Raw genomic sequence first — 20,787 nt, 5'->3', positions numbered from 1 at the left:
CGTGAGTGGTCACCACCCCCACCACTTCGGCGGTTCGCCGGAGGAGCAGGGGGTGGGCCCGCCGTCACCAGGTCGGCTGGACGAACCCCATCTGCGCAATTTTATCGCGATTCGACTCGCGAGCGGTCAGCACCATCGGGCCGTCCGCGGTGATCGCGACGGTGTGCTCGAAGTGGGCGGCACGGCCGCCGTCACGGGTCACGACAGTCCAGCCGTCATCGAGCTCCACCACGTCGTGCTTGCCGAGCGTCGTCATCGGCTCGATCGCCAGGCACATGCCCTCGACCAGCCGTTGACCTCGGCCCTTCTTGCCGTAGTTCAGCACGTGCGGGTCCATGTGCATCTCGGTGCCGATGCCGTGGCCGCCGTACTCACGCACGTTGCCGTAGCCGCCGTTGGCCGAGATGTGGCCGCCGATCGCGTGTCCGATGTCGCCCAGGCGCTTGCCCGGACGCATCTGCGCGATCCCCTGCCACATGGACTCCTCACACACCTCCATCATCGCGAGGTCCTCGGGCCGGCCCTCGCCGACCGCGATGGTCACCGCGGAGTCGCCGTGCCAGCCGTCGAGGATGGCACCGCAGTCGATGGAGACGATGTCGCCCTCGACGAGGACGCGCTCGGCGGTCGGGATGCCGTGCACGACCTCCTCGTTCACCGAGGCACAGATGGAACCCGGGAAGCCGTGGTAGCCCTTGAACGAAGGGATCGCCCCGGCGTCCCGGATGACCTTCTCCGCGACCGAGTCCAGCTCGAGGGTGGACACCCCGGGCCGCACCGCGGCCCGGAGGGTGTCCAGGGCGCGGGCCACGACCTGGCCCGCCGCCCTCATCTTGGCGATCTGTTCCGGCGTCTTGATCTGCACGCTCGGATCCGCCTTTCCGAACATCAGGCCGCCGACCGCTTCTCCTGGATGGCGGCCTTCGCGCGGGCCGTCACCTCCGCCACGGGGCCCGTGGCGGCGATGGTGGCCAGCAGGCCCTCACCGGAGTAGAACTCGACCAGCGGAGCGGTCTGGTCGCGGTAGACCTTCAGGCGGTGCCGGATGGTCTCCTCGCGGTCGTCCTCGCGCTGGTACAGCTCGGCGCCCTCGTTGTCGCACTTGCCCTCGGTCCGAGGAGCGTCGTACTCGACGTGGTACACACGGCCGCACTCAGGGCAGGAACGACGACCGGAGAGGCGCTTGACGACCTCTTCCTCGTCGACCCTCAGCTCCAGGACGACGTCCAGGGTGCTGCCGAGGTCGGAGAGCATCCCCTTGAGGGTCTCCGCCTGGGGGACGTTGCGCGGGAACCCGTCGAGCAGGAAACCCCCCGCGGCGTCGTCCTGGGCCAGCCGGTCCTTGACCATGGCGTTCGTGACCTCGTCGGGGACGAGGTCGCCACGGTCCATGAACTCCTTGGCCTTCTTGCCGAGTTCGGTACCACCGCTGACGTTGGCCCGGAAGATGTCACCAGTGGACACCTTCGGGATCGACAGCTCTTCCGCGAGGATCTGGGCCTGGGTGCCTTTACCGGCCCCAGGCGGCCCCACCAATACTGCACGCATTTATCGCAGAAAACCTTCGTAGTTCCTCTGCTGGAGGTGACTCTCGATCTGCTTCACCGTGTCCAGCCCGACACCCACCATGATCAGGATGCTCGTCCCGCCGAAGATGCTCATTTCGGCGCCGGTGGCACCGAGGGCGACCATGGGCAGGAGAGCGATCACACCCAGGTACAGAGAGCCGGGGGTCGTCAGCCGAGTCAAGACGTAGTCGAGGTACTCGGCGGTCGGACGCCCTGGTCGGATACCCGGGATGAAACCACCGTACTTCTTCATGTTGTCCGCGACTTCAGTGGGGTTGAAGGTAATCGCCACGTAGAAGAACGCGAACCCGATGATCATGACGAAGAAGGTCGTCAGGTAGACCGGGTGAGTGCCTGTGAGGAAGTAGGTCTGGAAGAACTGGGCCACCGGGTGGGTGGAGTCCTGCCCGATCAGACCGACGATCAGCTGGGGGAGGTAGAGCAGGGACGAGGCGAAGATCACGGGGATGATGCCCGCCTGGTTGACCTTCAGAGGGATGTAGGTCGAGCTGCCGCCGTACATGCGGCGCCCCACCATCCGCTTCGCGTACTGCACCGGGATGCGGCGCTGGGCCTGCTCCATGAACACCACGGCGGTGATCAGGGCCAGACCGGCCATGCAGATGATGATGAAGATCCAGACCGACCGCTCCTCGTACAGCCCCAGGATGGAGGAGGGGAAGACGGCGATGACCTGGGTGAAGATCAGCAGCGACATACCGTTGCCGACGCCGCGCTCGGTGATGAGCTCGCCCATCCACATGATGATCGCGGTACCCGCGGTCATCACGAAGACGATCGTCACCATGGTGAGGATGTCCTGGTTGGGCATGTAGGAGGAGACCGGGATGCTGTTCTGGAACAGCGCGCCGGTTCTGGCCATGGCCACGATGCTGGTCGCCTGGAGGACCGCCAGCATCAGGGTCAGATAGCGGGTGTACTGGGTGATCTTGCTCTGTCCGGCCTGGCCCTCCTTCTTGAGGGCCTCCAGACGAGGAATGACCACCGTCAGCAGGTTGATGATGATGCTCGCGGTGATGTACGGCATGACCCCGAGCGCGAACACCGCCAGTTGCAGAAGCGCGCCACCACTGAACAGGTTGACCAGGGCGTAGACGCCGGACTGGTCGCTCGCTGTGATGACCTCCATCTGCTCCCTGATCGCCGCCGAGTCGATGCCGGGGGCGGGGATCACAGAGCCCAGACGGAAGATCGTCAGGATGAACAGTGTGAACAGCAGCTTATTGCGCAGGTCGGGCGTGCGGAATGCACGAACGAACGCACCTAGCACGTCTCCTCCTGCGCGGCTTCGGCGGCGGAACGGGTTCCAGACATCGCGGCCGATCCTGAATCGTCGTAGAACGTCAGCGCCGGGCCTGTCGCCCGGCGCTCGGAAGTACTCACATTACGTCAAGCGGGGAGCTCAAACAGATGGCACTGTAACAGCCATCACCCGACGGAGGGGTTCATGAGGCATAACGATCAACACTCACAACGCACGAGGGCGCCCGCCGGCAGGACCTTCACGGACCTACCGGGCGGGCGCCCCCCAGTGCGCATCGTAGGGAAACCCCTACAGCTCGGTGACAGTGCCACCGGCGGCGGTGATCTTCTCCTTCGCAGCGCCGGAGAACGCGTTAACGCTCACCTGCACGGCGACGGTGATCTCACCCGTACCCAGCACCTTGACGAGCTGGTTCTTGCGAACCGCGCCCTTGGCGACCAGGCCCTCGACGGTGACCTCGCCACCCTCGGGGTAGAGCTCGCTCAGCTTGTCCAGGTTGACGACCTGGTAGGTCGTCTTGAACCGGGCGTTGCTGAAGCCCTTGAGCTTCGGGATCCGGCGGATGAGGGGCATCTGCCCACCCTCGAAACCGGGACGAACGGTGTTACGAGCCTTGGTGCCCTTGGTACCGCGACCAGCGGTCTTACCCTTGGAAGCCTCGCCGCGGCCCTTACGGACCTTGGACTTGTTGCTACCCGGGGCGGGACGCAGGTGGTGCAGCTTGAGCAGCTCGTCGGGGTTGTAGTCGCTCATTCTGCGACCTCCTCGACAGAAACGAGGTGCGAGACGATCGTGATCTGCCCGCGAACCTCAGGGCGGTCCTCACGGACGGTGGACTTACCGATCCGGCCCAGGCCCAGCGACTGGAGAGCAGCGTGCTGCTTCACCTTGCCGCCGATCTTGGAACGGGTCTGCGTGATCTTGATCTTGGCCATGATCAGGCTCCTGCCTTCGCCTCAGAGCGGGCGCGCAGCATGGCAGCCGGGGCCACATCCTCGATCGGCAGACCGCGGCGGGCCGCGATCTCCTCAGGCTGGTTGAGGCCCTTGAGCGCTGCCACCGTGGCGTGCACGATGTTCAGCGGGTTGGACGAACCGAGCGACTTGCTCAGGATGTCGTGGATGCCGGCGCACTCCAGGACGGCGCGCACGGGGCCACCGGCGATAACACCGGTACCCGGAGCGGCCGGACGGAGCAGGACGACGCCCGCGGCTTCCTCGCCCTGGACCCGGTGCACGATGGTGCCCTGGATGCGCGGGACGCGGAAGAAGTTCCTCTTCGCGGCCTCGACACCCTTGGCGATCGCGGCCGGAACTTCCTTGGCCTTGCCGTAACCGACACCCACCATGCCGTTGCCGTCACCGACGACAACAAGCGCGGTGAAGGAGAAGCGACGGCCGCCCTTGACGACCTTCGCGACCCGGTTGATGGTCACGACCTTCTCGATGTAGGAGACACCCTTGTCTGCGGCGCCGCCGCGGCGATCGTCACGGCGATCACGCCGCTCGCCTCCGGCGCCGCGCCGCGGTGCTGCAGCCATCAGTGATTCCTCTTCTCGTGGTTGCTCTTGGCCTTTACAGAGGTCATAGAACTAGAACTCCAGCCCACCCTCGCGCGCCGCGTCGGCGAGCTTGGCGATACGACCGGCGTAGCGGTTACCGCCGCGGTCGAAGACGACCGCGGTGATACCGGCGTCCTTCGCGCGCTGCGCGACGAGCTCACCGACCTTGACGGACTTGTCGGACTTGGTGCCGTCGGCGCCACGCACGTCGGTCTCAACGCTGGAGGCGGCGACCAGGGTGTGACCCTTGGTGTCGTCGATCACCTGCGCGACGATGTGCTTGGAGGAGCGGAACACGGCCAGGCGCGGACGCTCGCTGGTGCCCACGACCTTCTTGCGAACGCGGAACTGCCGGCGCTTGCGCGAGGTGGTGGCCTTGGCGGTGCGCTTACGGCTCACGGTGATGCCCATGCCTACTTACCAGCCTTTCCGGCCTTGCGGCGGATGTGCTCACCCTTGTACCGCACGCCCTTGGCCTTGTACGGGTCAGGCTTGCGCAGAGCACGGATGTTCGCGGCGACCTGGCCCACCAGCTGCTTGTCGATGCCCTCGACGTGGAGGATCGTCGGCTTCTCCACGCGGAAGGTGATGCCCTCGGGGGGCTCGATGACCACGGGGTGGCTAAAGCCCAGCGAGAACTCCAGGTTGGAGCCGCGGGCCTGGACGCGGTAACCCACACCGTGGATCTCCAGCGTCTTGTTGTAGCCCTTGGAGACACCCTCGACGAGGTTCGCGATCAGCGCACGGGTCAGACCGTGCAGCGACCGGTTCTCCGGCTTGTCATCGGGACGCGCCACCGTGACGATTCCGTCCTCGAAGGAGGCGGTGATCGGCTCGGCGATCGTGTGCTTCAGTTCGCCCTTCGGCCCCTTGACAGTGACGTCTTGCCCGTTAATCGTGACTTCGACGCCCTTGGGGACCGAGAGCGGCAGTCGACCGATTCGCGACATGCTTCAGTCTCTCCCTAGTTACCAGACGTAAGCGAGGACTTCGCCGCCCACGCCACGCTTCTTGGCCTGCTTGTCAGTCATCAGGCCACCGGACGTCGAAATGATCGCCACACCGAGGCCACCCAGCACACGCGGAAGGTTCTCCTTCTTCGCGTACACCCGGAGACCGGGCTTGGAGACCCGGCGGATGCCCGCGATGGAACGCTCACGGGTGGGGCCGTACTTCAGGTCGAGGACGAGGCTCTGGCCCACAGGGGCCTCCTCGGTCCGCCAGCCCTGAATGAAGCCCTCCTGCTGGAGGATCTCGGCGATGTGCGCCTTGATCTTGGAATACGGCATCGTCACGGTGTCGTGGTACGCCGAATTCGCGTTACGCAGACGCGTCAGCATGTCTGCGATCGGGTCGGTCATTGTCATGGCCGACTGGCCCTTCCTCACCGCGGTTTCCGAGTGCGGGCTTTCCCAGAGCCTGCCTCCCACCAGGGTTGCCCCTCGGGAGTGCACAAACGGACCTACGGCGTGGTCGTGGGCACCGCGGTCCCTCACGGGACTGCCGTGCCCTGATGAATGGATGTTGCTGATCCACCCACCGCCATGGGGCGGTGGCGGACACTGCTGTGAGCCACCGAGAAGGCGGCGTTTCGGGGGGCCGACCGCGCTGCTAGAGCGCAGGGTCGGCCCCACCGGAAACTACCAGCTCGACTTGGTGATACCGGGCAGTTCGCCCTTGTGAGCCATCTCGCGGAAGCAGATACGGCAGAGGCCGAACTTCCGGAAGACGGCGCGGGGGCGACCGCACCTGGAGCATCGAGTATACGCGCGAACGCCGAACTTCGGCTTCCGCTGCGACTTCGCGATCAGGGACTTCTTAGCCATCTGTGGTAACCCCTCAGGCTTCCTTGAACGGGAAACCGAGCCGCTTGAGCAGGCTGCGGCCCTGTTCGTTGGTGGTCGCCGTCGTGACAACCGTGATGTCCATCCCACGCTGGCGGTCGACCTTGTCCGGGTCGACCTCGTGGAACATGACCTGCTCGGTCAGACCGAACGTGTAGTTGCCGTTCCCGTCGAACTGCTTCGGGGAAAGGCCACGGAAGTCCCGGATCCGGGGCAGGGCCAGCGAAAGCAGCCGGTCGAGGAACTCCCACATCCGGTCGCCGCGCAGCGTCACAGTGACGCCGATCGGCTGACCCTCGCGCAGCTTGAACTGCGCGATGGAGTTCTTGGCCCGGTTGACCTTCGGCTTCTGGCCGGTGATCGCCGTGATGTCGGCGATCGCGCCCTGGATCAGCTTCGCGTCACGAGCGGCCTCGCCCACGCCCATGTTGACCACGATCTTCGTGAGACCGGGGATCTGCATGACGTTGGCGATGTCGAACTCGTCCTTGAGGCCCGCAGCGATCTCGTTGCGGTACTTCTCCTTGAGCCGCGGCATCGGAGGTGCGGTGATGTCGTTCGTAACCGTCATCAGATGTCCTTACCGGTGCGACGGGAGACCCGAACCTTGGTTCCGTCTTCCTCGAAGCGGTAGCCGACCCGAGTGGCCTTACCGTCCTCCGCGAGCGCAACGTTGCTCACGTGGAGGGGAGCCTCCTTGGTGACGACCTCGCCCTGCTGGCCGCCGGCCGGGTTGGCCTTCCTGTGCTTCTTGACCAGGTTGACGCCCTCGACGACGACACGGTCTTCCTTGGGCATGGCCTTGACGACCTTGCCGGTGGCACCCTTGTCCTTGCCGGCGAGAACGATGACCTCGTCGCCAGTTTTGATCTTCATCGCTTAGAGCACCTCCGGCGCCAGCGAAATAATGCGCATGTACTTCTTGTCACGCAGCTCACGGCCGACCGGGCCGAAGATGCGGGTGCCTCGCGGGTCCCCACCGTCCTTGATGAGCACGGCAGCGTTCTCATCGAAGCGGATGTAGGAGCCGTCGGGCCGGCGGCGCTCCTTAACGGTGCGCACGACAACGGCCTTGACGACGTCGCCCTTCTTGACTCCAGCGCCAGGCAGGGCGTCCTTCACCGTGGCGACGATAGTGTCGCCGATCCCGGCGTAGCGCCGACCCGAGCCACCGAGAACACGGATGGTGAGGATCTCCTTGGCACCCGTGTTGTCAGCGACCTTGAGTCGCGACTCCTGCTGAATCACGTCTGCTCCTGATGTGATGCGTGCGGTCCACTGCCGCACGGCTAGGTGGTCTCACCCCTCGCGTCGGCGGCCGACAACTCGTGCCGGCCGCCAACAGGCTGGGGTTACTTAGCCTTCTCCAGGATCTCCACGACGCGCCAACGCTTCGTCGCAGAGAGCGGCCGGGTCTCCATCATGCGGACCCGGTCGCCGACGCCAGCAGAGTTCGCCTCGTCGTGCGCCTTGTACTTGGTCGTCCTACGGATGACCTTTCCGTACAGGGCGTGCTTGACGCGGTCCTCAACCTCGACAACGACGGTCTTGTCCATCTTGTCGCTGACGACGTATCCCTCGCGCACCTTGCGGTAGTTGCGCGTTTCAGTCTGGTTCTCGCTCATTCGGCTGCTTCCTTCGTCTCCTCAGCCGACTCACCAGACAGCGGGACGATGCCCAGCTCGTGCTCACGCAGGACCGTGTAGATCCGCGCGATCTCGCGCTTGACGGTACGAAGACGGCTGTGGTTGTCGAGCTGGCCGGTAGCGGCCTGGAAGCGGAGGTTGAAGAGCTCTTCCTTGGCTTCCTTGAGCTTCGTGACCAGGTCCTCGACGGACTGGTCGCGCAGCTCGTGGGCAGTCACGGACTTCGCCATCACTCCCCCTCCCGCTTAACAAACTTGCACTTCATCGGGAGCTTGTGCATCGCACGGCGCAGGGCCTCCTTGGCCACGGCCTCGGGCACGCCCGACAGCTCGAACATCACACGCCCCGGCTTGACCGGAGCGACCCACCACTCGGGTGAACCCTTACCGGAGCCCATGCGGACCTCGGCGGGCTTCTTCGTCAGCGGACGGTCCGGGAAGATGTTGATCCACACCTTGCCGCCACGCTTGATGTGACGCGTCATGGCGATACGAGCGGACTCGATCTGACGGTTCGTCACGTAGGCCGACTCGAGCGCCTGGATACCGAACTCACCGAAGGTGACCGTGGTACCGCGCTGAGCCTTGCCACGAAGGTCCGGGTGGTGCTGCTTCCGGTACTTGACCTTACGAGGAATAAGCATCGGTTAGCTCCCCTCGGTCTTCGGGGCCTCGGCCGAAGCACCAGCCTTGGCCTCAGTGTTCGGGGCGCCGGCACGACGACGGCGCTGCGGACGCTCACGGCGCTGACCGCCACCGGCGGTGCGAGCCGCGGCCTGAGCCGCCTCGCGCTCGGCGCGGGTCACAGGGGCGTCGCCCTTGTAGATCCACACCTTGACGCCGATGCGACCGAACGTCGTACGGGCCTCGAAGAAGCCGTAGTCGATGTCGGCGCGCAGCGTGTGCAGCGGGACGCGACCCTCGCGGTAGAACTCCGAGCGGGACATCTCAGCCCCACCCAGGCGGCCACCGCACTGGATACGAATACCCTTGGCGCCACTCTTCATGGCGCTCTGCATGGCCTTGCGCATCGCGCGGCGGAAGGCCACGCGGCTGCTCAGCTGCTCAGCGACGCCCTGGGCGACGAGCTGCGCGTCGATCTCGGGGTTCTTGACCTCGAAGACGTTCAGCTGCACCTGCTTGCCGGTGAGCTTTTCCAGGTCCGTACGGATCCGGTCGGCCTCAACGCCGCGACGGCCGATGACGATGCCCGGCCGGGCGGTGTAGACGTCCACGCGGACACGGTCACGGGTGCGCTCGATCTCGACCTTGGAGATGCCCGCGCGCTCCATGCCACGGGTCAGCATCCGACGGATCGCGACGTCTTCCTTGACGTAGTCCTTGTAAGACTTGTCGGCGTACCAACGGCTCTTGAAGTCGGTGGTGATGCCGAGGCGGAACCCGTGCGGGTTTACCTTCTGCCCCACTATCGGGTCCTTTCCTTCGTCTTGGACGAGGCGCCCGAGTTCTCAGCGACGACCACGGTGATGTGGCTCGTGCGCTTCGTGACCCGGAAAGCCCGGCCGAAGCCCCGCGGGCGAATGCGCTTCAGGGTCGGACCCTCGTCCACCCACACGCGCTCGACCACAAGGGACTCGCGGTCCAGCTTGTCGTTGTGCTCAGCGTTGGCGATGGCGCTAGCCAGCACCTTGCCAACGGGCTCGCTCGCCGACTGGGGCGCGAACCGGAGCACCGCCTGTGCCTCGTCAGCGGGCAACCCGCGAATAAGGTCCGCCACCCGGCGAGCCTTTCGGGGCGTAACGCGGACGAACCGCGCCTGTGCCCTCGTTCCCATCGCTTTTCCCTCGCTCACGGAAATTCATTCCCCACTCACCGTGGAGAAAATGGTTCTTACAACTGCTGCAACCGCTATCGGCGGCTGCGGCGGTCGTCCTTGACGTGGCTACGGAAAGTACGCGTGGGAGCGAACTCACCGAGCTTGTGGCCGACCATCGACTCCGACACGAACACCGGAACGTGCTTGCGGCCGTCGTGGACGGCGATCGTGTGACCGATCATCTCCGGGACGATCATGGATCGCCGGGACCACGTCTTGATGACGTTCTTGGTCCCCTTCTCGTTCTGAACTTCCACCTTCTTGATGAGGTGGTCGTCGACGAAGGGACCCTTCTTAAGGCTACGTGGCATCAGACGTGCTCCTTACCGCTTCTTCTTACCGCTACGCCGACGCCGCACGATCAGCTTGTCGCTGGCCTTGTTCTTGGTCCGGGTCCGGCCTTCCTTCTTGCCCCAAGGGCTGACCGGGTGACGACCACCGGAGGTCTTGCCCTCGCCACCACCGTGCGGGTGGTCGACGGGGTTCATGACCACACCACGGACGGTCGGGCGCTTGCCCTTCCACCGCGAGCGGCCGGCCTTGCCCCAGTTGATGTTGGACTGCTCGGCGTTGCCGACCTGACCAACCGTGGCGCGGCAGGAGATCTCGACCATGCGCATCTCACCGGAGGGCATACGCAGCGTGGCGTAGCGGCCTTCCTTGGCGAGGAGCTGGATCTGCGACCCCGCGGAACGGCCCAGCTTGGCACCGCCGCCCGGCTTCAGCTCGACCGCGTGCACGAACGTACCCGTGGGGATGTTGCGCAGCGGGAGGCAGTTGCCCGGCTTGATGTCGGACTGGGGGCCGTTCTCGATCTTGTCGCCCTGCTTGAGGCCGGCGGGCGCCAGAATGTAGCGCTTCTCACCGTCCACGTAGTGCAGCAGGGCAATGCGAGCGGTGCGGTTGGGGTCGTACTCGATGTGAGCGACCTTGGCCGGAACGCCGTCCTTGTCGTGACGACGGAAGTCGATCACGCGGTAGGCGCGCTTGTGGCCACCGCCCTGGTGGCGAGCGGTGATCCGGCCGTGGCCGTTACGACCGCCCTTGGAGTGAAGCGGACGGACCAGGGACTTCTCCGGCTCCGAGCGCGTGATCTCGACGAAGTCGCTCACGCTGGAGCCGCGACGACCCGGCGTCGTCGGCTTGTACTTACGAATGCCCATCTTCTTCGCGCATTCCTTTACGTGTTGCTTGACATGTAGCGGTCAGACCCTAGGAGAGGTCAGACACCGAAGATGTCGATCCGCTGGCCGTCGGCCACGCTGACGATCGCGCGCTTGGTGTCGGGACGCTTCCCGAAACCGAAACGGGTCCGCTTGCGCTTACCCTTCCGGTTGATCGTGTTCACGCTCGTGACCTTCACCTCGAAGATCTTCTCGATCGCGATCTTGATCTGGGTCTTGTTGGCGTCGGGGCGAACGATGAACGTGTACTTGTTCTCGTCCATGAGCCCGTAGCTCTTCTCGGAGATCACCGGCTCGACGATGATGTCCCGGTGGTCGGCGATCCTCACTGGTCGTCCTCCTCGGACTCAGCGGCCTTCGAGGTACCGGCCGCGTGGGCCAGGAACTCGGCGTAGCCCGCCTCGGTGAAGACCACGTCGTCCGAGTAGAGGACGTCGTAGGTGTTCACCTGGTCCGCGTCGAGGATGTGCACCTCTTCGAGGTTGCGCAGGGCGCGCCGGTTGTGCTCGTCCTCGCGGGCCAGGACGACGAGAACCTTGTCGGACTCGGTGACCTGACGCAGCGACTTCAGAGCGGTCTGCGTGTACTTGCTGTCCGCGTCCTCAGCGATGAAATCGGTGATGACGTGGATGCGGCCGTGGTTGGCCCGGTCCGAGAGGGCGCCACGCAGGGCGGCGGCCTTCATCTTCTTCGGGGTCCGCTGGCTGTAGTCACGCGGCTGGGGACCGTGAACGGTGCCACCACCGGTGTACTGCGGGGCGCGGATCGAGCCCTGACGGGCGCGACCGGTTCCCTTCTGGCGGTAGGGCTTCTTGCCACCGCCGCGAACCTCGCCGCGGGTCTTGGTGGCGTGCGTGCCCTGCCGGCCGGCGGCCAGCTGGCCGTTCACGACCTGGTGGATCAGCGGGATGCTGACCTGCTGGGCGAAGACGGACTCGGGAAGCTCGACGCTGCCCTTGTTACCGCCCTCGGGGTTCTTGACCTCGATCTGGGCCATGGCTTACTTGTCCCCCTTCACAGCGGTGCGGACGAGCACCAGACCGCCGTTGGGACCGGGGACAGCACCCTTGACCAGGATGAGGCCCTTCTCCGCGTCCACAGAGTGAACGGTCAGGTTCTGGACGGTCTTGCGCACGTTGCCCATGCGCCCGGCCATCCTCATGCCCTTGAAAACGCGGCCGGGTGTGGCGCAGCCGCCGATGGAACCGGGCGAGCGGTGCTTACGCTGGGTGCCGTGCGAGGCGGAGAGACCACGGAAACCGTGGCGCTTCATCACACCGGCGAAACCCTTGCCCTTGCTCTTGCCCGTGACGTCGACCTTCTGGCCGGTCTCGAACGAGGCGGCGTCGACCTCCTGGCCGAGCGTGTACTCGGAGGCGTCGGTGGTGCGCACCTCGACGTAGTGCCGGCGCGGGGTCAGGTCGTGCGCGCGAAGGTAGTCGCCCAGGGGCTTGTTGACCTTGCGCGGGTTGATCTGCCCGTAGCCGAGCTGGATGGCGGAGTAGCCATCGGTGTCCGGAGTCCGGATGCGGCTCACGACGCACGGACCGGCCTTCAGGACGGTCACGGGCACCATCTTGCCCGCGTCGTCGAAGACCTGGGTCATGCCGAGCTTTTCGCCCAGAACTCCCTTGATCTGCTTGGTGGCCATGTCTGTGCGTCCTTAAAGCTTGATCTCGATGTCAACGCCAGCCGGGAGGTCGAGTCGCATGAGCGAGTCGACCGTCTTCGGCGTGGGGTCGATGATGTCGATCAGCCGCTTGTGGGTGCGCATCTCGAAGTGCTCGCGCGAGTCCTTGTACTTGTGCGGCGATCGGATAACGCAGTAAACGTTCTTTTCCGTCGGCAGCGGCACCGGGCCCGCGACCTGTGCGCCAGTTCGCGTCACAGTCTCAACGATCTTGCGCGCCGAGCTGTCGATGACCTCGTGGTCATAGGCCTTTAGCCGAATGCGGATCTTCTGTCCCGCCATGTGGCCTGTTCGTCCTTCGCTTCAGTGTCCGTAACGGTGAGCTGTCCCGGTCACAGACGCCCAGGCCCGTCGGCGAATCCGCCGGCGTGTTGGCCGTGAGCCCCTATTCCCTTGAGAAACCGCAACAGGGCTTGCCCCTGCGGTGCGTCACCGTCACAGAGCCCGATGACGTCTTGTGTGTGTGGTGGGTGGGCCGCGGTGAAGCGGCCCACCCACCACGTTGGGGCGGCTCCGAGAGGGGCCACCCCAACGTGTGTGTGCTACTTGAGGATCTTGATGACGCGACCCGCGCCCACGGTCCGGCCACCCTCACGGATGGCGAACTTGAGGCCCTCTTCCATCGCGACCGGCTGGATCAGCTGGACGGACATCTCGGTGCTGTCACCGGGCATGACCATCTCAGTGCCCTCCGGCAGCGTCACGACGCCGGTGACGTCAGTGGTGCGGAAGTAGAACTGCGGGCGGTAGTTGTTGAAGAACGGCGTGTGGCGGCCACCCTCGTCCTTGGACAGGATGACAACCTGGCCCTCGAACTCGGTGTGCGGGGTGGTCGTGCCGGGCTTGATCACGACCTGGCCGCGCTCGACGTCCTCGCGCTTGATGCCGCGCAGGAGCAGACCGACGTTGTCGCCGGCCTGGCCCTGGTCGAGCAGCTTGCGGAACATCTCAACACCGGTGACGGTGGTGGTCTGCTTGTCTTCCTTGATGCCGACAATGTCAACGGTCTCGTTGACGTTGACGATGCCGCGCTCGATACGACCGGTGACGACGGTGCCGCGACCGGTGATCGAGAAGACGTCCTCGATCGGCATGAGGAAGGGCTTCTCGGTGTCACGCTCGGGCTCCGGAATGAAGCTGTCGACCGTGCCCATGAGCTCCAGGACGGACTTGCCCCACTCGGCGTCGCCCTCGAGCGCCTTGAGCGCCGAGACCTTGGTGACGGGAACGTCGTCGCCGGGGAACTCGTACTCGCTGAGGAGCTCACGCACCTCGAGCTCGACGAGCTCGAAGATCTCCTCGTCGTCCACCATGTCGGCCTTGTTCAGGGCGACGACGATGGCGGGGACGCCGACCTGGCGGGCCAGGAGCACGTGCTCCTTGGTCTGCGGCATCGGGCCGTCGGTGGCGGCCACGACCAGGATCGCGCCGTCCATCTGCGCGGCACCCGTGATCATGTTCTTCACGTAGTCAGCGTGACCGGGGCAGTCGACGTGAGCGTAGTGACGCGCCTCGGTCTGGTACTCGACGTGAGCGACGGAGATGGTGATACCGCGCTCGCGCTCCTCAGGAGCGTTGTCGATGTCCTCGAACGGGGTGAACGGGTTCAGCTCCGGGTACGCGTCGTGCAGCACCTTGGTGATGGCCGCGGTCAGCGTGGTCTTGCCGTGGTCAATGTGACCGATGGTGCCGATGTTGACGTGCGGCTTAGTCCGCTCGAACTTTTCCTTCGCCACTGGAAATCTCCTAGACGTACAGATCTATCTGACTGTGGTCCAACCCCGCGGGCACGGGGAACAGTCGGGTTTCGTGTTCGCGACTATTCGCCGCGAACCTTCGCCACAATTTCTTGGGCGACAGCGGACGGAACCTCCGCGTAGGAGTCGAACACCATCGAGTAGTTGGCTCGACCCTGCGTACGGCTGCGCAGGTCACCCACGTAGCCGAACATTTCCGAAAGGGGCACCTGGGCCTTGACGATCCGGACACCGGAACGCTCGTCCATGGACTGAATCTGTCCACGGCGGGAGTTCAGGTCACCGATGACGTCACCCATGTACTCCTCAGGAGTGGTGACCTCGACGGCCATGACCGGCTCGAGCAGCGTCGGCTTCGCGAGCTTGACGGCCTCCTTGAAGGCCATCGAACCAGCGGTCTTGAACGCCATCTCGGAGGAGTCGACGTCGTGGTACTGACCGTCCTGCAGCGTCACCTTGATGCCGACGAGCGGGTAGTGCGCGAGCACACCCAGCTCAGCGGCCTCCTGGCAGCCGGCATCGACCGAGGGGATGTACTCCCGCGGGATGCGGCCACCGGTGACGGAGTTGACGAACTCGTACCCGGACGCGTCGCCCTCTTCGGCCACGAGCGGCTCGAGGTCGATCTTGACCTTGGCGAACTGGCCCGACCCACCGGTCTGCTTCTTGTGGGTGTAGACGTGGCCTTCGACCTTCTTGCGAATGGTCTCTCGGTAGGCCACCTGGGGCTTACCGATGTTCGCCTCGACCTTGAACTCGTCGCGCATGCGGTTGACCAGCACCTCGAGGTGCAGCTCACCCATGCCGGAGATCACGGTCTGGCCGGTCTGCTCGTCCGAGGCCACCTGGAAGGAGGGGTCCTCGTCCGCCAGACGCTGGATCGCGATGCCCAGCTTCTCCTGGTCGCTCTTGGTCTTCGGCTCGATGGCCACCTCGATGACCGGAGCCGGGAACGTCATGGACTCCAGGACGATCGGAGCCGACTGGTCGCAGAGCGTCTCGCCCGTCGTGGTGTCCTTCAGACCCATGACCGCGACGATGTCGCCCGCGCCCGCCTCGGAGATCTCCTCACGCTTGTTGGAGTGCATGCGGTAGATCTTGCCGATGCGCTCCTTCCGGCCCTTCAGGCTGTTCAGAACCTGGGTACCGGTGTTGAGGACACCCGAGTAGATGCGCAGGTAGGTGAGACGGCCCAGGTGCGGGTCGCTCATGATCTTGAAGACCAGCGCGGACATCGGCTCGTCGACGCTCGGCTTGCGCTCGAGCTTCGTCTCCTCGGTCTCGTCCTTGGGGTCGTGGCCCTCGATGGCGTCCACGTCCAGGGGCGAGGGAAGGTATGCGGTGACCGCGTCGAGCAGGGGCTGGACGCCCTTGTTCTTGAACGCGGTGCCGCAGACGATCGGGATCGCGGTGCCGGCGATGGTGGCGCGACGGATCGCGGGAACCAGCTGCTCCTCGGTGGGCTCCTGGCCCTCGAGGTACAGCTCCATGATCTCGTCGTCGGCCTCGGCCAGCGTCTCGATGAACTGGTCGCGGGCCTCGCGGGCGGCCTCGGTGTGAGTCTCGGGGATGTCGACGGTGTCGTACATCTCGCCGAGCGCGGCCTCGTCGTTCCAGACGTAGGCCTTCATCTTCACGAGGTCGATGACGCCCTTGAAGTCGCTCTCAGCACCGATGTTGAGCTGGATCGGCATGGCGTTCGCGCCGAGGCGCTCACGGAACATGTCGACACAGCGCTGGAACTCGGCGCCGATCTTGTCCATCTTGTTGACGAAGCAGATCCGCGGGACCTTGTAACGGTCGGCCTGACGCCAGACCTGCTCCGACTGGGGCTCGACGCCTTCCTTGGCGTCGAACACCGCGACGGCACCGTCGAGCACACGCAGCGACCGCTCGACCTCGACCGTGAAGTCGACGTGGCCAGGCGTGTCGATGATGTTGATGGTGTGGTCGTCCCAGTGGGTGGTGGTAGCAGCCGAGGTAATGGTGATACCCCGCTCCTGCTCCTCCTTCATCCAGTCCATCGTGGCGGCGCCATCGTGGACCTCGCCCACCTTGTGGGTCACACCGGTGTAGTAGAGGATCCGCTCAGTCGTCGTCGTCTTGCCCGCGTCGATGTGGGCCATGATGCCGATGTTGCGGACCTTGGCCAGGTCAAGCAAAGTCTTAGCCATGAGGCTCGTCTTCCCTAGGTCTCAAGGAATCGATTCGCCGCGGGGTTACCAGCGGTAGTGGGCGAAGGCCTTGTTCGACTCGGCCATCTTGTGCGTGTCCTCACGCTTCTTGACAGCCGCGCCCAGACCGTTGCTGGCGTCAACCAGCTCGTTCATCAGACGCTCGGTCATGGTCTTCTCACGACGCTGACGCGAGTAGGAGACCAGCCAGCGCAGGGCCAGCGTGGTGGACCGGGAGGCGCGGACCTCGACCGGCACCTGGTAGGTCGCGCCACCAACGCGGCGGCTGCGGACCTCCAGCGCGGGCTTGACGTTGTCCAGGGCTCGCTTGAGGACGACGAGCGGGTCCTGACCGGACTTCTCACGAGCACCCTCGAGGGCGTCGTACACGACCGCCTGAGCGATGGAGCGCTTGCCGTCGAGGAGCACCTTGTTGATCAGTGCGGTGACGAGCGGCGAGCCGTAGACCGGGTCGGTGATGAGCTGGCGCTTCGGCGCCGGGCCCTTGCGCGGCATGCTTACTTCTCCTTCTTGGCGCCGTAGTGGCTACGGGCCTGCTTGCGGCCTCGGACACCCTGGGTGTCGAGCGAACCGCGGACAATTCGGTAGCGAACGCCCGGCAGGTCCTTCACACGACCGCCACGAACCAGCACGATGCTGTGCTCCTGGAGGTTGTGACCAATGCCGGGGATGTAGGCCGTGACCTCGATGCCGCTGCTCAGCTTGACGCGAGCGACCTTACGCAGAGCGGAGTTCGGCTTCTTCGGCGTAGTGGTGTAGACACGCGTGCACACACCACGACGCTGCGGACTCCCCTTCAGCGCCGGGGTCTTGTTCTTTGCGACCTTGTCCTGTCGGCCCTTGCGGACCAGCTGCTGGATGGTGGGCACCGCGTCTCCGTCTTCCTCGTGACCTACGCCGGTTCTCGTAGCCGATATCGCTATTGACCTGCTGAATTTCCCGAACCTCCCCGACCCCCGAGGTCGGGCGTGTCGCCCTCGTTGCCACGCATGGCGAACGGGTGCACACCCGGCCGAAAGGCCGATTCACAGGAGGGGGTTCACATGCGCTGCGCGCCTTGCGTCCGTCCTGTGGAGGACTGGGGCGCCGCACACACACGTGTGACCCGTCGACTCACGGGCACAATCACACAGGCTACCGCTAACCGAACATGCGGTCAAAACGGTGTGCGACATGGCGAGACAAGCGGAACCGGTTCTCGCGTAGCCGTGGGTCACCAACAGTCTACGCGCTTCCGGACTCGTTTCGCCCCATGTTCCCGCCGGAAGGCGGGCGGAGGGCCGCAAAGAGTGAACGGCCGCTCCCAGGGGTCCCATTGTGCCCCGGGAGCGGCCGAGAAGCTACAGCACCAACCAGATCGCGAGGGAGATCACCGTCACCACGATGCCGATGACCGCGAAGACGGTGCCGGCGGTGATCCGGCCCAGGCCGTCGAGGGCCCCGCGCGACTCACGGATCGCCTTCTTCGCCTTGGGGCCGGTGACGAACAGCGCCAGGACCGCGGTGATCACACCGAGACCGGGGATAAGCGAGGCCACACCCAGCCACAGGGTGACGTTCGCCCCGGGTTCGGTGTCGGCCAGGAAGTCGATGCTGTCGTAGCCGGGGTAGTCCCCGCTCTCCGTGGCGTCGTCGAAGCCGGGGAAGTCCTCGGCGATCCGGTCCCTGCGGCGCCGGGACGGCTTGGGCCGCTCCGGCATCCCGTAGTCCGCGGGGGTGAAGCCGTCCTCGTAGTCCGACTCCCCCTCCGGGGCCCGGTCCTCGGCCGGCTGCCCCTCGCGGTCCCGGCCGTCGGCCCCCTGGTCGAAGGGTCCCTGGTCGAAGGAGGGCCCGGAGCCCAGGTCGGACGGGACCCCGGCGGCCACCGGACCGCGGTCGGCCGCGGGCCCGCCGAGCTCGTCGTAGTCGGCCTCCCCGTAACCCCGTTCCCCGTAACCGAGCTCGTCGTGGCCCTGTTCGCCGTAAGCCGCGGCGCCGTGGTCCCGGTCCTCGTAACCGAGCTCCCCGTGTTCCCGGTCCTCGTAACCCCGGACGCCCTGGCCCCGGTCGTCGTAACCGAGCTCACCGTGACCCTGAGCGCCGTGGTCCCGCTCGTCGTAACCCCGCTCGTCGTAACCCCGGGCGTCCTGGCCCCGGTCGTCGTAACCGAGCTCGTCGTAGCCCCGTCCCCCGAGCCCGGGGGCCCGGTCGAAGGAGGGCGCCGTGAACATCTGGGTGGCGCCCTCGCCGCCCCGCCAGGAGTCGTCGCCCGCGGAGGGCGTCCCCTCCCAGGAGGCCGGGGCCGGCTCCTCGGCGGGCTGCGGGTCCCAGGCGGCCTCGGCCCGCGCGGGCGCGTCCCAGGGCCGCTCGTCCCATTCCTGCCCGGGCTCGGACCCGAGCTCGTCCTGCGGTTCCGACGTCTCCTTGGCCTTGGCCCGCGACTGCATGTCGGCGATGGCGGCCAGGGGGTCGCTGGAGGTCGGCACGGCGGCGGAGAGCTCACCCGTGTCGGGGTTGCCCTCCTGCTCCGCCGGACGTTCCTCACCGGTCCCGCCGTCCCAGCCGGTGTCAGCGCCCCACTCGGTGAACGAGGGCTTCTCCGGTGCCGACTCCCTGCGGCGGCGCTCGGCGTCGCGGACGACGTCGGGCAGGCGCGGGTCGTTGCGGTCGAAGGCCCAGGTGTTGCCGCTCCCGCTGCCGAGCCCGCCCTGGTCGGCGGGTACCGCGTCCGAGAAGGACGGGGAGAGCTCGTCGTCGTACCGCTCCCCGTACTGGTCCGCGGTCCGGGCCGCGGGCCCGTCCAGCGGCGGCGCGGGCCGCGGGGAGAGCTCGTCGTCGTACCGGTCGCTGCCGGGAGACGGGGTGTGGGCGTGGTCGGCCCACGGCTGGGCGGCCGGCTCGGCCCACGGCTCGGTGGTACCCGCGCCCTTCCACTCGTCCCCGGTGTCCGGGGCGGGGCTCCAGCTGTCCAGGCCGCCGGTGCCCTGCCACTCGCTCGGCTGCTCCTGGGCCGGTTCGGGCTTCCAGAGCTCTTCGGCCGGAGCCTCCCAGGCGTCCTGGGCGGGCTGCGGGGCCCACGGCTCACCCACGGGGGGCGCAGCGGGCTCCGGGGACGCCTGCGGGGCCCAGGAGTCCTCAGCCGGGGGTGTCCACGCGTCGGTCGCCGGAGCGGGCTCCTGCTTCGACCACGCGTCAGCGACAGGTGCGGGCGGTTCGGGTGTCCACGCGTCCGTCGCCGGGGCCGGCGGTTCGGGAGACCACGCGTCAGCGGCCGGGGCGGAAGGTTCTGGGGACCACGCGTCGGCCGCCGGGGCGGCGGGCTCCTGCCTCGACCACGCGTCGGTCGCCGGAGCAGGCGGCTGCTTCGACCACGCGTCCGTCGCCGGAACGGGCGGTTCGGAAGACCACGCGTCAGCGGCCGGGGCGGAAGGTTCTGGGGACCACGTGTCGGCCGCCGGGGCGGCGGGCTCCTGCCTCGACCACGCGTCGGCCGGGGCGTCAGCCGCCCAGGTGTCGTCGGCCGGGGCCTCGGCGGGCGTCTCCGGCGCGGGTGCCTCTCGCGCGGGCTCGGGGGCCCACGAGTCGTTGGTGCCGGTCGCCCAGCTGTCGTGCGCCGGTTCCGAAGGGCTCTCGGGGTCCTCCGGCGGCAGCGGGACCTGGGCGCTCGCGGCGATACCCGGGTAACCGCCGGTGGGGGCGGGGCTCACGGACTCCTCCGTGCCGCCGCCCGGGTCGTTGTCGTCTCTCGGGGTCCCCAGCGGATCACTGTCCCCGGGGATGCGCGTCACCGGCTGGTAGGCCGACGTACCGGCCCCCGGGTACGAGATGGCCCCCGGGACGAACTGGGGCTGCTCCGCCGCGGGCGGTCCGCCCAGCGCGTCCGGGTAGGGCTCGACCATGGCCGGACGCGACGCGCTCAGCCCCGCGTAGCCTCCGCTGTCGGGGAAGACCGCGCCACCGGCCGGGGCGTCGCCCTCGGACGCGCCCTCGTTCTCCAGTGGATCCTGGTACTCCGACTGTTTGCGGTTGCGGTTCTCGCTGGGCTTGAACCACGAGTCCGCGTCCGCCTCGGAACCCCGGTTGCCCGGTGATCCGCCCCCGTTATCAGTCACTTGCCTGCTCTCCCGCCGGCGCCGTAGCGCCCTCTCCCCGTCAACACAGCAGTGTGTCGACCGACAACGACGAAACGGCGGCGGGGCCACCCCCGGATGTGGGGGTGGCTGACCGCCGCCGTCAGCTCAG

At 66.5% G+C, this 20,787-nt stretch carries 29 protein-coding genes; all 29 read right to left on the bottom strand.

Annotation, left to right across the window (positions count from 1 at the left end):
- Window positions 1–64: 64 nt before the first annotated feature.
- A complete protein-coding gene (gene map, locus D458_RS0119610; protein ID WP_017588440.1) occupies window positions 65–889 on the bottom strand; it encodes a type I methionyl aminopeptidase in 825 nt (274 codons plus the stop codon).
- Window positions 889–1,548 (bottom strand): adenylate kinase, encoded by a 660-nt coding sequence (locus tag D458_RS0119605; protein WP_193374633.1) that lies wholly within the window; start codon window positions 1,546–1,548, stop codon window positions 889–891. Before D458_RS0119605 ends, map begins: the two co-directional genes overlap by 1 nt.
- Entirely contained in the window at window positions 1,549–2,859 is a 1,311-nt protein-coding gene (gene secY / locus D458_RS0119600) for a preprotein translocase subunit SecY (protein WP_017588438.1), read from the bottom strand.
- A 282-nt stretch (window positions 2,860–3,141) separates the two neighbouring features.
- Window positions 3,142–3,606, bottom strand: coding sequence for a 50S ribosomal protein L15 (gene rplO / locus D458_RS0119595; RefSeq protein ID WP_017588437.1), 465 nt, complete (start codon window positions 3,604–3,606; stop codon window positions 3,142–3,144).
- On the bottom strand, window positions 3,603–3,788 hold the full coding sequence (rpmD, locus tag D458_RS0119590; protein ID WP_017578629.1) for a 50S ribosomal protein L30: 186 nt from the start codon (window positions 3,786–3,788) through the stop codon (window positions 3,603–3,605). The genes rplO and rpmD overlap by 4 nt, the downstream gene beginning before the upstream one ends.
- 2 nt (window positions 3,789–3,790) lie before the next feature.
- Window positions 3,791–4,393, bottom strand: coding sequence for a 30S ribosomal protein S5 (gene rpsE / locus D458_RS0119585; protein ID WP_017578630.1), 603 nt, complete (start codon window positions 4,391–4,393; stop codon window positions 3,791–3,793).
- Window positions 4,394–4,444: 51 nt separating this feature from the next.
- A complete protein-coding gene (gene rplR / locus D458_RS0119580) occupies window positions 4,445–4,825 on the bottom strand; it encodes a 50S ribosomal protein L18 (RefSeq protein WP_017588436.1) in 381 nt (126 codons plus the stop codon).
- A gap of 2 nt (window positions 4,826–4,827) precedes the next feature.
- Entirely contained in the window at window positions 4,828–5,364 is a 537-nt protein-coding gene (gene rplF / locus D458_RS0119575) for a 50S ribosomal protein L6 (RefSeq protein ID WP_017588435.1), read from the bottom strand.
- Between the two features lie 18 nt (window positions 5,365–5,382).
- Window positions 5,383–5,781, bottom strand: coding sequence for a 30S ribosomal protein S8 (gene rpsH, locus D458_RS0119570; protein ID WP_026119486.1), 399 nt, complete (start codon window positions 5,779–5,781; stop codon window positions 5,383–5,385).
- A gap of 273 nt (window positions 5,782–6,054) precedes the next feature.
- The gene (locus D458_RS0119565; protein WP_017588433.1) at window positions 6,055–6,240 is read right to left on the bottom strand and encodes a type Z 30S ribosomal protein S14; all 186 of its coding nucleotides are present in this window, start codon (window positions 6,238–6,240) and stop codon (window positions 6,055–6,057) included.
- Between the two features lie 13 nt (window positions 6,241–6,253).
- Window positions 6,254–6,829, bottom strand: a complete 576-nt coding sequence (gene rplE, locus D458_RS0119560; RefSeq protein ID WP_017578634.1) for a 50S ribosomal protein L5 — start codon at window positions 6,827–6,829, stop codon at window positions 6,254–6,256.
- Window positions 6,829–7,134 carry a 50S ribosomal protein L24 gene (rplX, locus tag D458_RS0119555; RefSeq protein ID WP_017588432.1) on the bottom strand — a complete coding sequence of 102 codons (306 nt, stop codon included), beginning with the start codon at window positions 7,132–7,134 and terminating at the stop codon, window positions 6,829–6,831. The genes rplE and rplX overlap by 1 nt, the downstream gene beginning before the upstream one ends.
- A 3-nt stretch (window positions 7,135–7,137) precedes the next feature.
- The gene (gene rplN, locus D458_RS0119550) at window positions 7,138–7,506 is read right to left on the bottom strand and encodes a 50S ribosomal protein L14 (protein WP_013156121.1); all 369 of its coding nucleotides are present in this window, start codon (window positions 7,504–7,506) and stop codon (window positions 7,138–7,140) included.
- Between the two features lie 104 nt (window positions 7,507–7,610).
- Window positions 7,611–7,883, bottom strand: a complete 273-nt coding sequence (gene rpsQ / locus D458_RS0119545; RefSeq protein WP_017588431.1) for a 30S ribosomal protein S17 — start codon at window positions 7,881–7,883, stop codon at window positions 7,611–7,613.
- Entirely contained in the window at window positions 7,880–8,134 is a 255-nt protein-coding gene (gene rpmC, locus D458_RS0119540; protein WP_017542999.1) for a 50S ribosomal protein L29, read from the bottom strand. Before rpmC ends, rpsQ begins: the two co-directional genes overlap by 4 nt.
- Window positions 8,134–8,547: a 50S ribosomal protein L16 gene (gene rplP, locus D458_RS0119535; protein WP_017588430.1), complete on the bottom strand. Its 414-nt coding sequence runs from the start codon at window positions 8,545–8,547 to the stop codon at window positions 8,134–8,136. The genes rpmC and rplP overlap by 1 nt, the downstream gene beginning before the upstream one ends.
- Window positions 8,548–8,550: 3 nt before the next feature.
- Window positions 8,551–9,330: a 30S ribosomal protein S3 gene (gene rpsC / locus D458_RS0119530; protein ID WP_017588429.1), complete on the bottom strand. Its 780-nt coding sequence runs from the start codon at window positions 9,328–9,330 to the stop codon at window positions 8,551–8,553.
- Window positions 9,330–9,698, bottom strand: a complete 369-nt coding sequence (gene rplV / locus D458_RS0119525; RefSeq protein ID WP_017578640.1) for a 50S ribosomal protein L22 — start codon at window positions 9,696–9,698, stop codon at window positions 9,330–9,332. Before rplV ends, rpsC begins: the two co-directional genes overlap by 1 nt.
- Window positions 9,699–9,772: 74 nt before the next feature.
- Entirely contained in the window at window positions 9,773–10,051 is a 279-nt protein-coding gene (gene rpsS, locus D458_RS0119520; RefSeq protein WP_017543003.1) for a 30S ribosomal protein S19, read from the bottom strand.
- Between the two features lie 12 nt (window positions 10,052–10,063).
- On the bottom strand, window positions 10,064–10,903 hold the full coding sequence (gene rplB, locus D458_RS0119515) for a 50S ribosomal protein L2 (protein WP_026119485.1): 840 nt from the start codon (window positions 10,901–10,903) through the stop codon (window positions 10,064–10,066).
- A gap of 59 nt (window positions 10,904–10,962) precedes the next feature.
- The gene (gene rplW, locus D458_RS0119510; RefSeq protein WP_017588427.1) at window positions 10,963–11,253 is read right to left on the bottom strand and encodes a 50S ribosomal protein L23; all 291 of its coding nucleotides are present in this window, start codon (window positions 11,251–11,253) and stop codon (window positions 10,963–10,965) included.
- Entirely contained in the window at window positions 11,250–11,921 is a 672-nt protein-coding gene (rplD, locus tag D458_RS0119505; RefSeq protein ID WP_017588426.1) for a 50S ribosomal protein L4, read from the bottom strand. The genes rplW and rplD overlap by 4 nt, the downstream gene beginning before the upstream one ends.
- Window positions 11,922–11,924: 3 nt before the next feature.
- Window positions 11,925–12,575: a 50S ribosomal protein L3 gene (rplC, locus tag D458_RS0119500; RefSeq protein ID WP_017588425.1), complete on the bottom strand. Its 651-nt coding sequence runs from the start codon at window positions 12,573–12,575 to the stop codon at window positions 11,925–11,927.
- 12 nt (window positions 12,576–12,587) lie between these two features.
- Window positions 12,588–12,896 carry a 30S ribosomal protein S10 gene (gene rpsJ / locus D458_RS0119495; RefSeq protein WP_013156110.1) on the bottom strand — a complete coding sequence of 103 codons (309 nt, stop codon included), beginning with the start codon at window positions 12,894–12,896 and terminating at the stop codon, window positions 12,588–12,590.
- Window positions 12,897–13,156: 260 nt separating this feature from the next.
- Entirely contained in the window at window positions 13,157–14,350 is a 1,194-nt protein-coding gene (gene tuf / locus D458_RS0119490) for an elongation factor Tu (RefSeq protein WP_017588424.1), read from the bottom strand.
- Window positions 14,351–14,433: 83 nt separating this feature from the next.
- Complete coding sequence (gene fusA, locus D458_RS0119485) at window positions 14,434–16,545, bottom strand: elongation factor G (protein WP_026119484.1); 2,112 nt, start codon at window positions 16,543–16,545, stop codon at window positions 14,434–14,436.
- Window positions 16,546–16,590: 45 nt separating this feature from the next.
- Window positions 16,591–17,061, bottom strand: coding sequence for a 30S ribosomal protein S7 (gene rpsG, locus D458_RS0119480; RefSeq protein WP_017543010.1), 471 nt, complete (start codon window positions 17,059–17,061; stop codon window positions 16,591–16,593).
- A 2-nt stretch (window positions 17,062–17,063) separates the two neighbouring features.
- Complete coding sequence (gene rpsL / locus D458_RS0119475; protein ID WP_014912437.1) at window positions 17,064–17,435, bottom strand: 30S ribosomal protein S12; 372 nt, start codon at window positions 17,433–17,435, stop codon at window positions 17,064–17,066.
- A 471-nt stretch (window positions 17,436–17,906) separates the two neighbouring features.
- A complete protein-coding gene (locus tag D458_RS34905; protein WP_026119483.1) occupies window positions 17,907–20,657 on the bottom strand; it encodes a hypothetical protein in 2,751 nt (916 codons plus the stop codon).
- Window positions 20,658–20,787: the final 130 nt, after the last annotated feature.

It is taken from the genome of Nocardiopsis ganjiahuensis DSM 45031, assembly GCF_000341085.1.
Classification (GTDB): domain Bacteria; phylum Actinomycetota; class Actinomycetes; order Streptosporangiales; family Streptosporangiaceae; genus Nocardiopsis; species Nocardiopsis ganjiahuensis.
Note: the sequence above shows the minus strand (reverse complement) of the source record. Positions and strands in the feature narration are given on the sequence as shown.

Excerpts from the sequence above, each read along its gene's own strand:
- map (WP_017588440.1), bottom strand. The coding sequence starts at position 889 with ATGTTCGGAAAGGCGGATCCGAGCGTGCAGATCAAGACGCCGGAACAG.
- D458_RS0119605 (WP_193374633.1), bottom strand. The coding sequence starts at position 1,548 with ATGCGTGCAGTATTGGTGGGGCCGCCTGGGGCCGGTAAAGGCACCCAG.
- rplO (WP_017588437.1), bottom strand. The coding sequence starts at position 3,606 with ATGAGCGACTACAACCCCGACGAGCTGCTCAAGCTGCACCACCTGCGT.
- rpmD (WP_017578629.1), bottom strand. The coding sequence starts at position 3,788 with ATGGCCAAGATCAAGATCACGCAGACCCGTTCCAAGATCGGCGGCAAG.
- rpsE (WP_017578630.1), bottom strand. The coding sequence starts at position 4,393 with ATGGCTGCAGCACCGCGGCGCGGCGCCGGAGGCGAGCGGCGTGATCGC.
- rplR (WP_017588436.1), bottom strand. The coding sequence starts at position 4,825 with ATGGGCATCACCGTGAGCCGTAAGCGCACCGCCAAGGCCACCACCTCG.
- rplF (WP_017588435.1), bottom strand. The coding sequence starts at position 5,364 with ATGTCGCGAATCGGTCGACTGCCGCTCTCGGTCCCCAAGGGCGTCGAA.
- rpsH (WP_026119486.1), bottom strand. The coding sequence starts at position 5,781 with ATGACAATGACCGACCCGATCGCAGACATGCTGACGCGTCTGCGTAAC.
- D458_RS0119565 (WP_017588433.1), bottom strand. The coding sequence starts at position 6,240 with ATGGCTAAGAAGTCCCTGATCGCGAAGTCGCAGCGGAAGCCGAAGTTC.
- rplE (WP_017578634.1), bottom strand. The coding sequence starts at position 6,829 with ATGACGGTTACGAACGACATCACCGCACCTCCGATGCCGCGGCTCAAG.
- rplX (WP_017588432.1), bottom strand. The coding sequence starts at position 7,134 with ATGAAGATCAAAACTGGCGACGAGGTCATCGTTCTCGCCGGCAAGGAC.
- rpsQ (WP_017588431.1), bottom strand. The coding sequence starts at position 7,883 with ATGAGCGAGAACCAGACTGAAACGCGCAACTACCGCAAGGTGCGCGAG.
- rpmC (WP_017542999.1), bottom strand. The coding sequence starts at position 8,134 with ATGGCGAAGTCCGTGACTGCCCACGAGCTGCGCGACCAGTCCGTCGAG.
- rplP (WP_017588430.1), bottom strand. The coding sequence starts at position 8,547 with ATGCTTATTCCTCGTAAGGTCAAGTACCGGAAGCAGCACCACCCGGAC.
- rplV (WP_017578640.1), bottom strand. The coding sequence starts at position 9,698 with ATGGGAACGAGGGCACAGGCGCGGTTCGTCCGCGTTACGCCCCGAAAG.
- rpsS (WP_017543003.1), bottom strand. The coding sequence starts at position 10,051 with ATGCCACGTAGCCTTAAGAAGGGTCCCTTCGTCGACGACCACCTCATC.
- rplB (WP_026119485.1), bottom strand. The coding sequence starts at position 10,903 with ATGGGCATTCGTAAGTACAAGCCGACGACGCCGGGTCGTCGCGGCTCC.
- rplD (WP_017588426.1), bottom strand. The coding sequence starts at position 11,921 with ATGGCCCAGATCGAGGTCAAGAACCCCGAGGGCGGTAACAAGGGCAGC.
- rplC (WP_017588425.1), bottom strand. The coding sequence starts at position 12,575 with ATGGCCACCAAGCAGATCAAGGGAGTTCTGGGCGAAAAGCTCGGCATG.
- rpsJ (WP_013156110.1), bottom strand. The coding sequence starts at position 12,896 with ATGGCGGGACAGAAGATCCGCATTCGGCTAAAGGCCTATGACCACGAG.
- fusA (WP_026119484.1), bottom strand. The coding sequence starts at position 16,545 with ATGGCTAAGACTTTGCTTGACCTGGCCAAGGTCCGCAACATCGGCATC.
- rpsG (WP_017543010.1), bottom strand. The coding sequence starts at position 17,061 with ATGCCGCGCAAGGGCCCGGCGCCGAAGCGCCAGCTCATCACCGACCCG.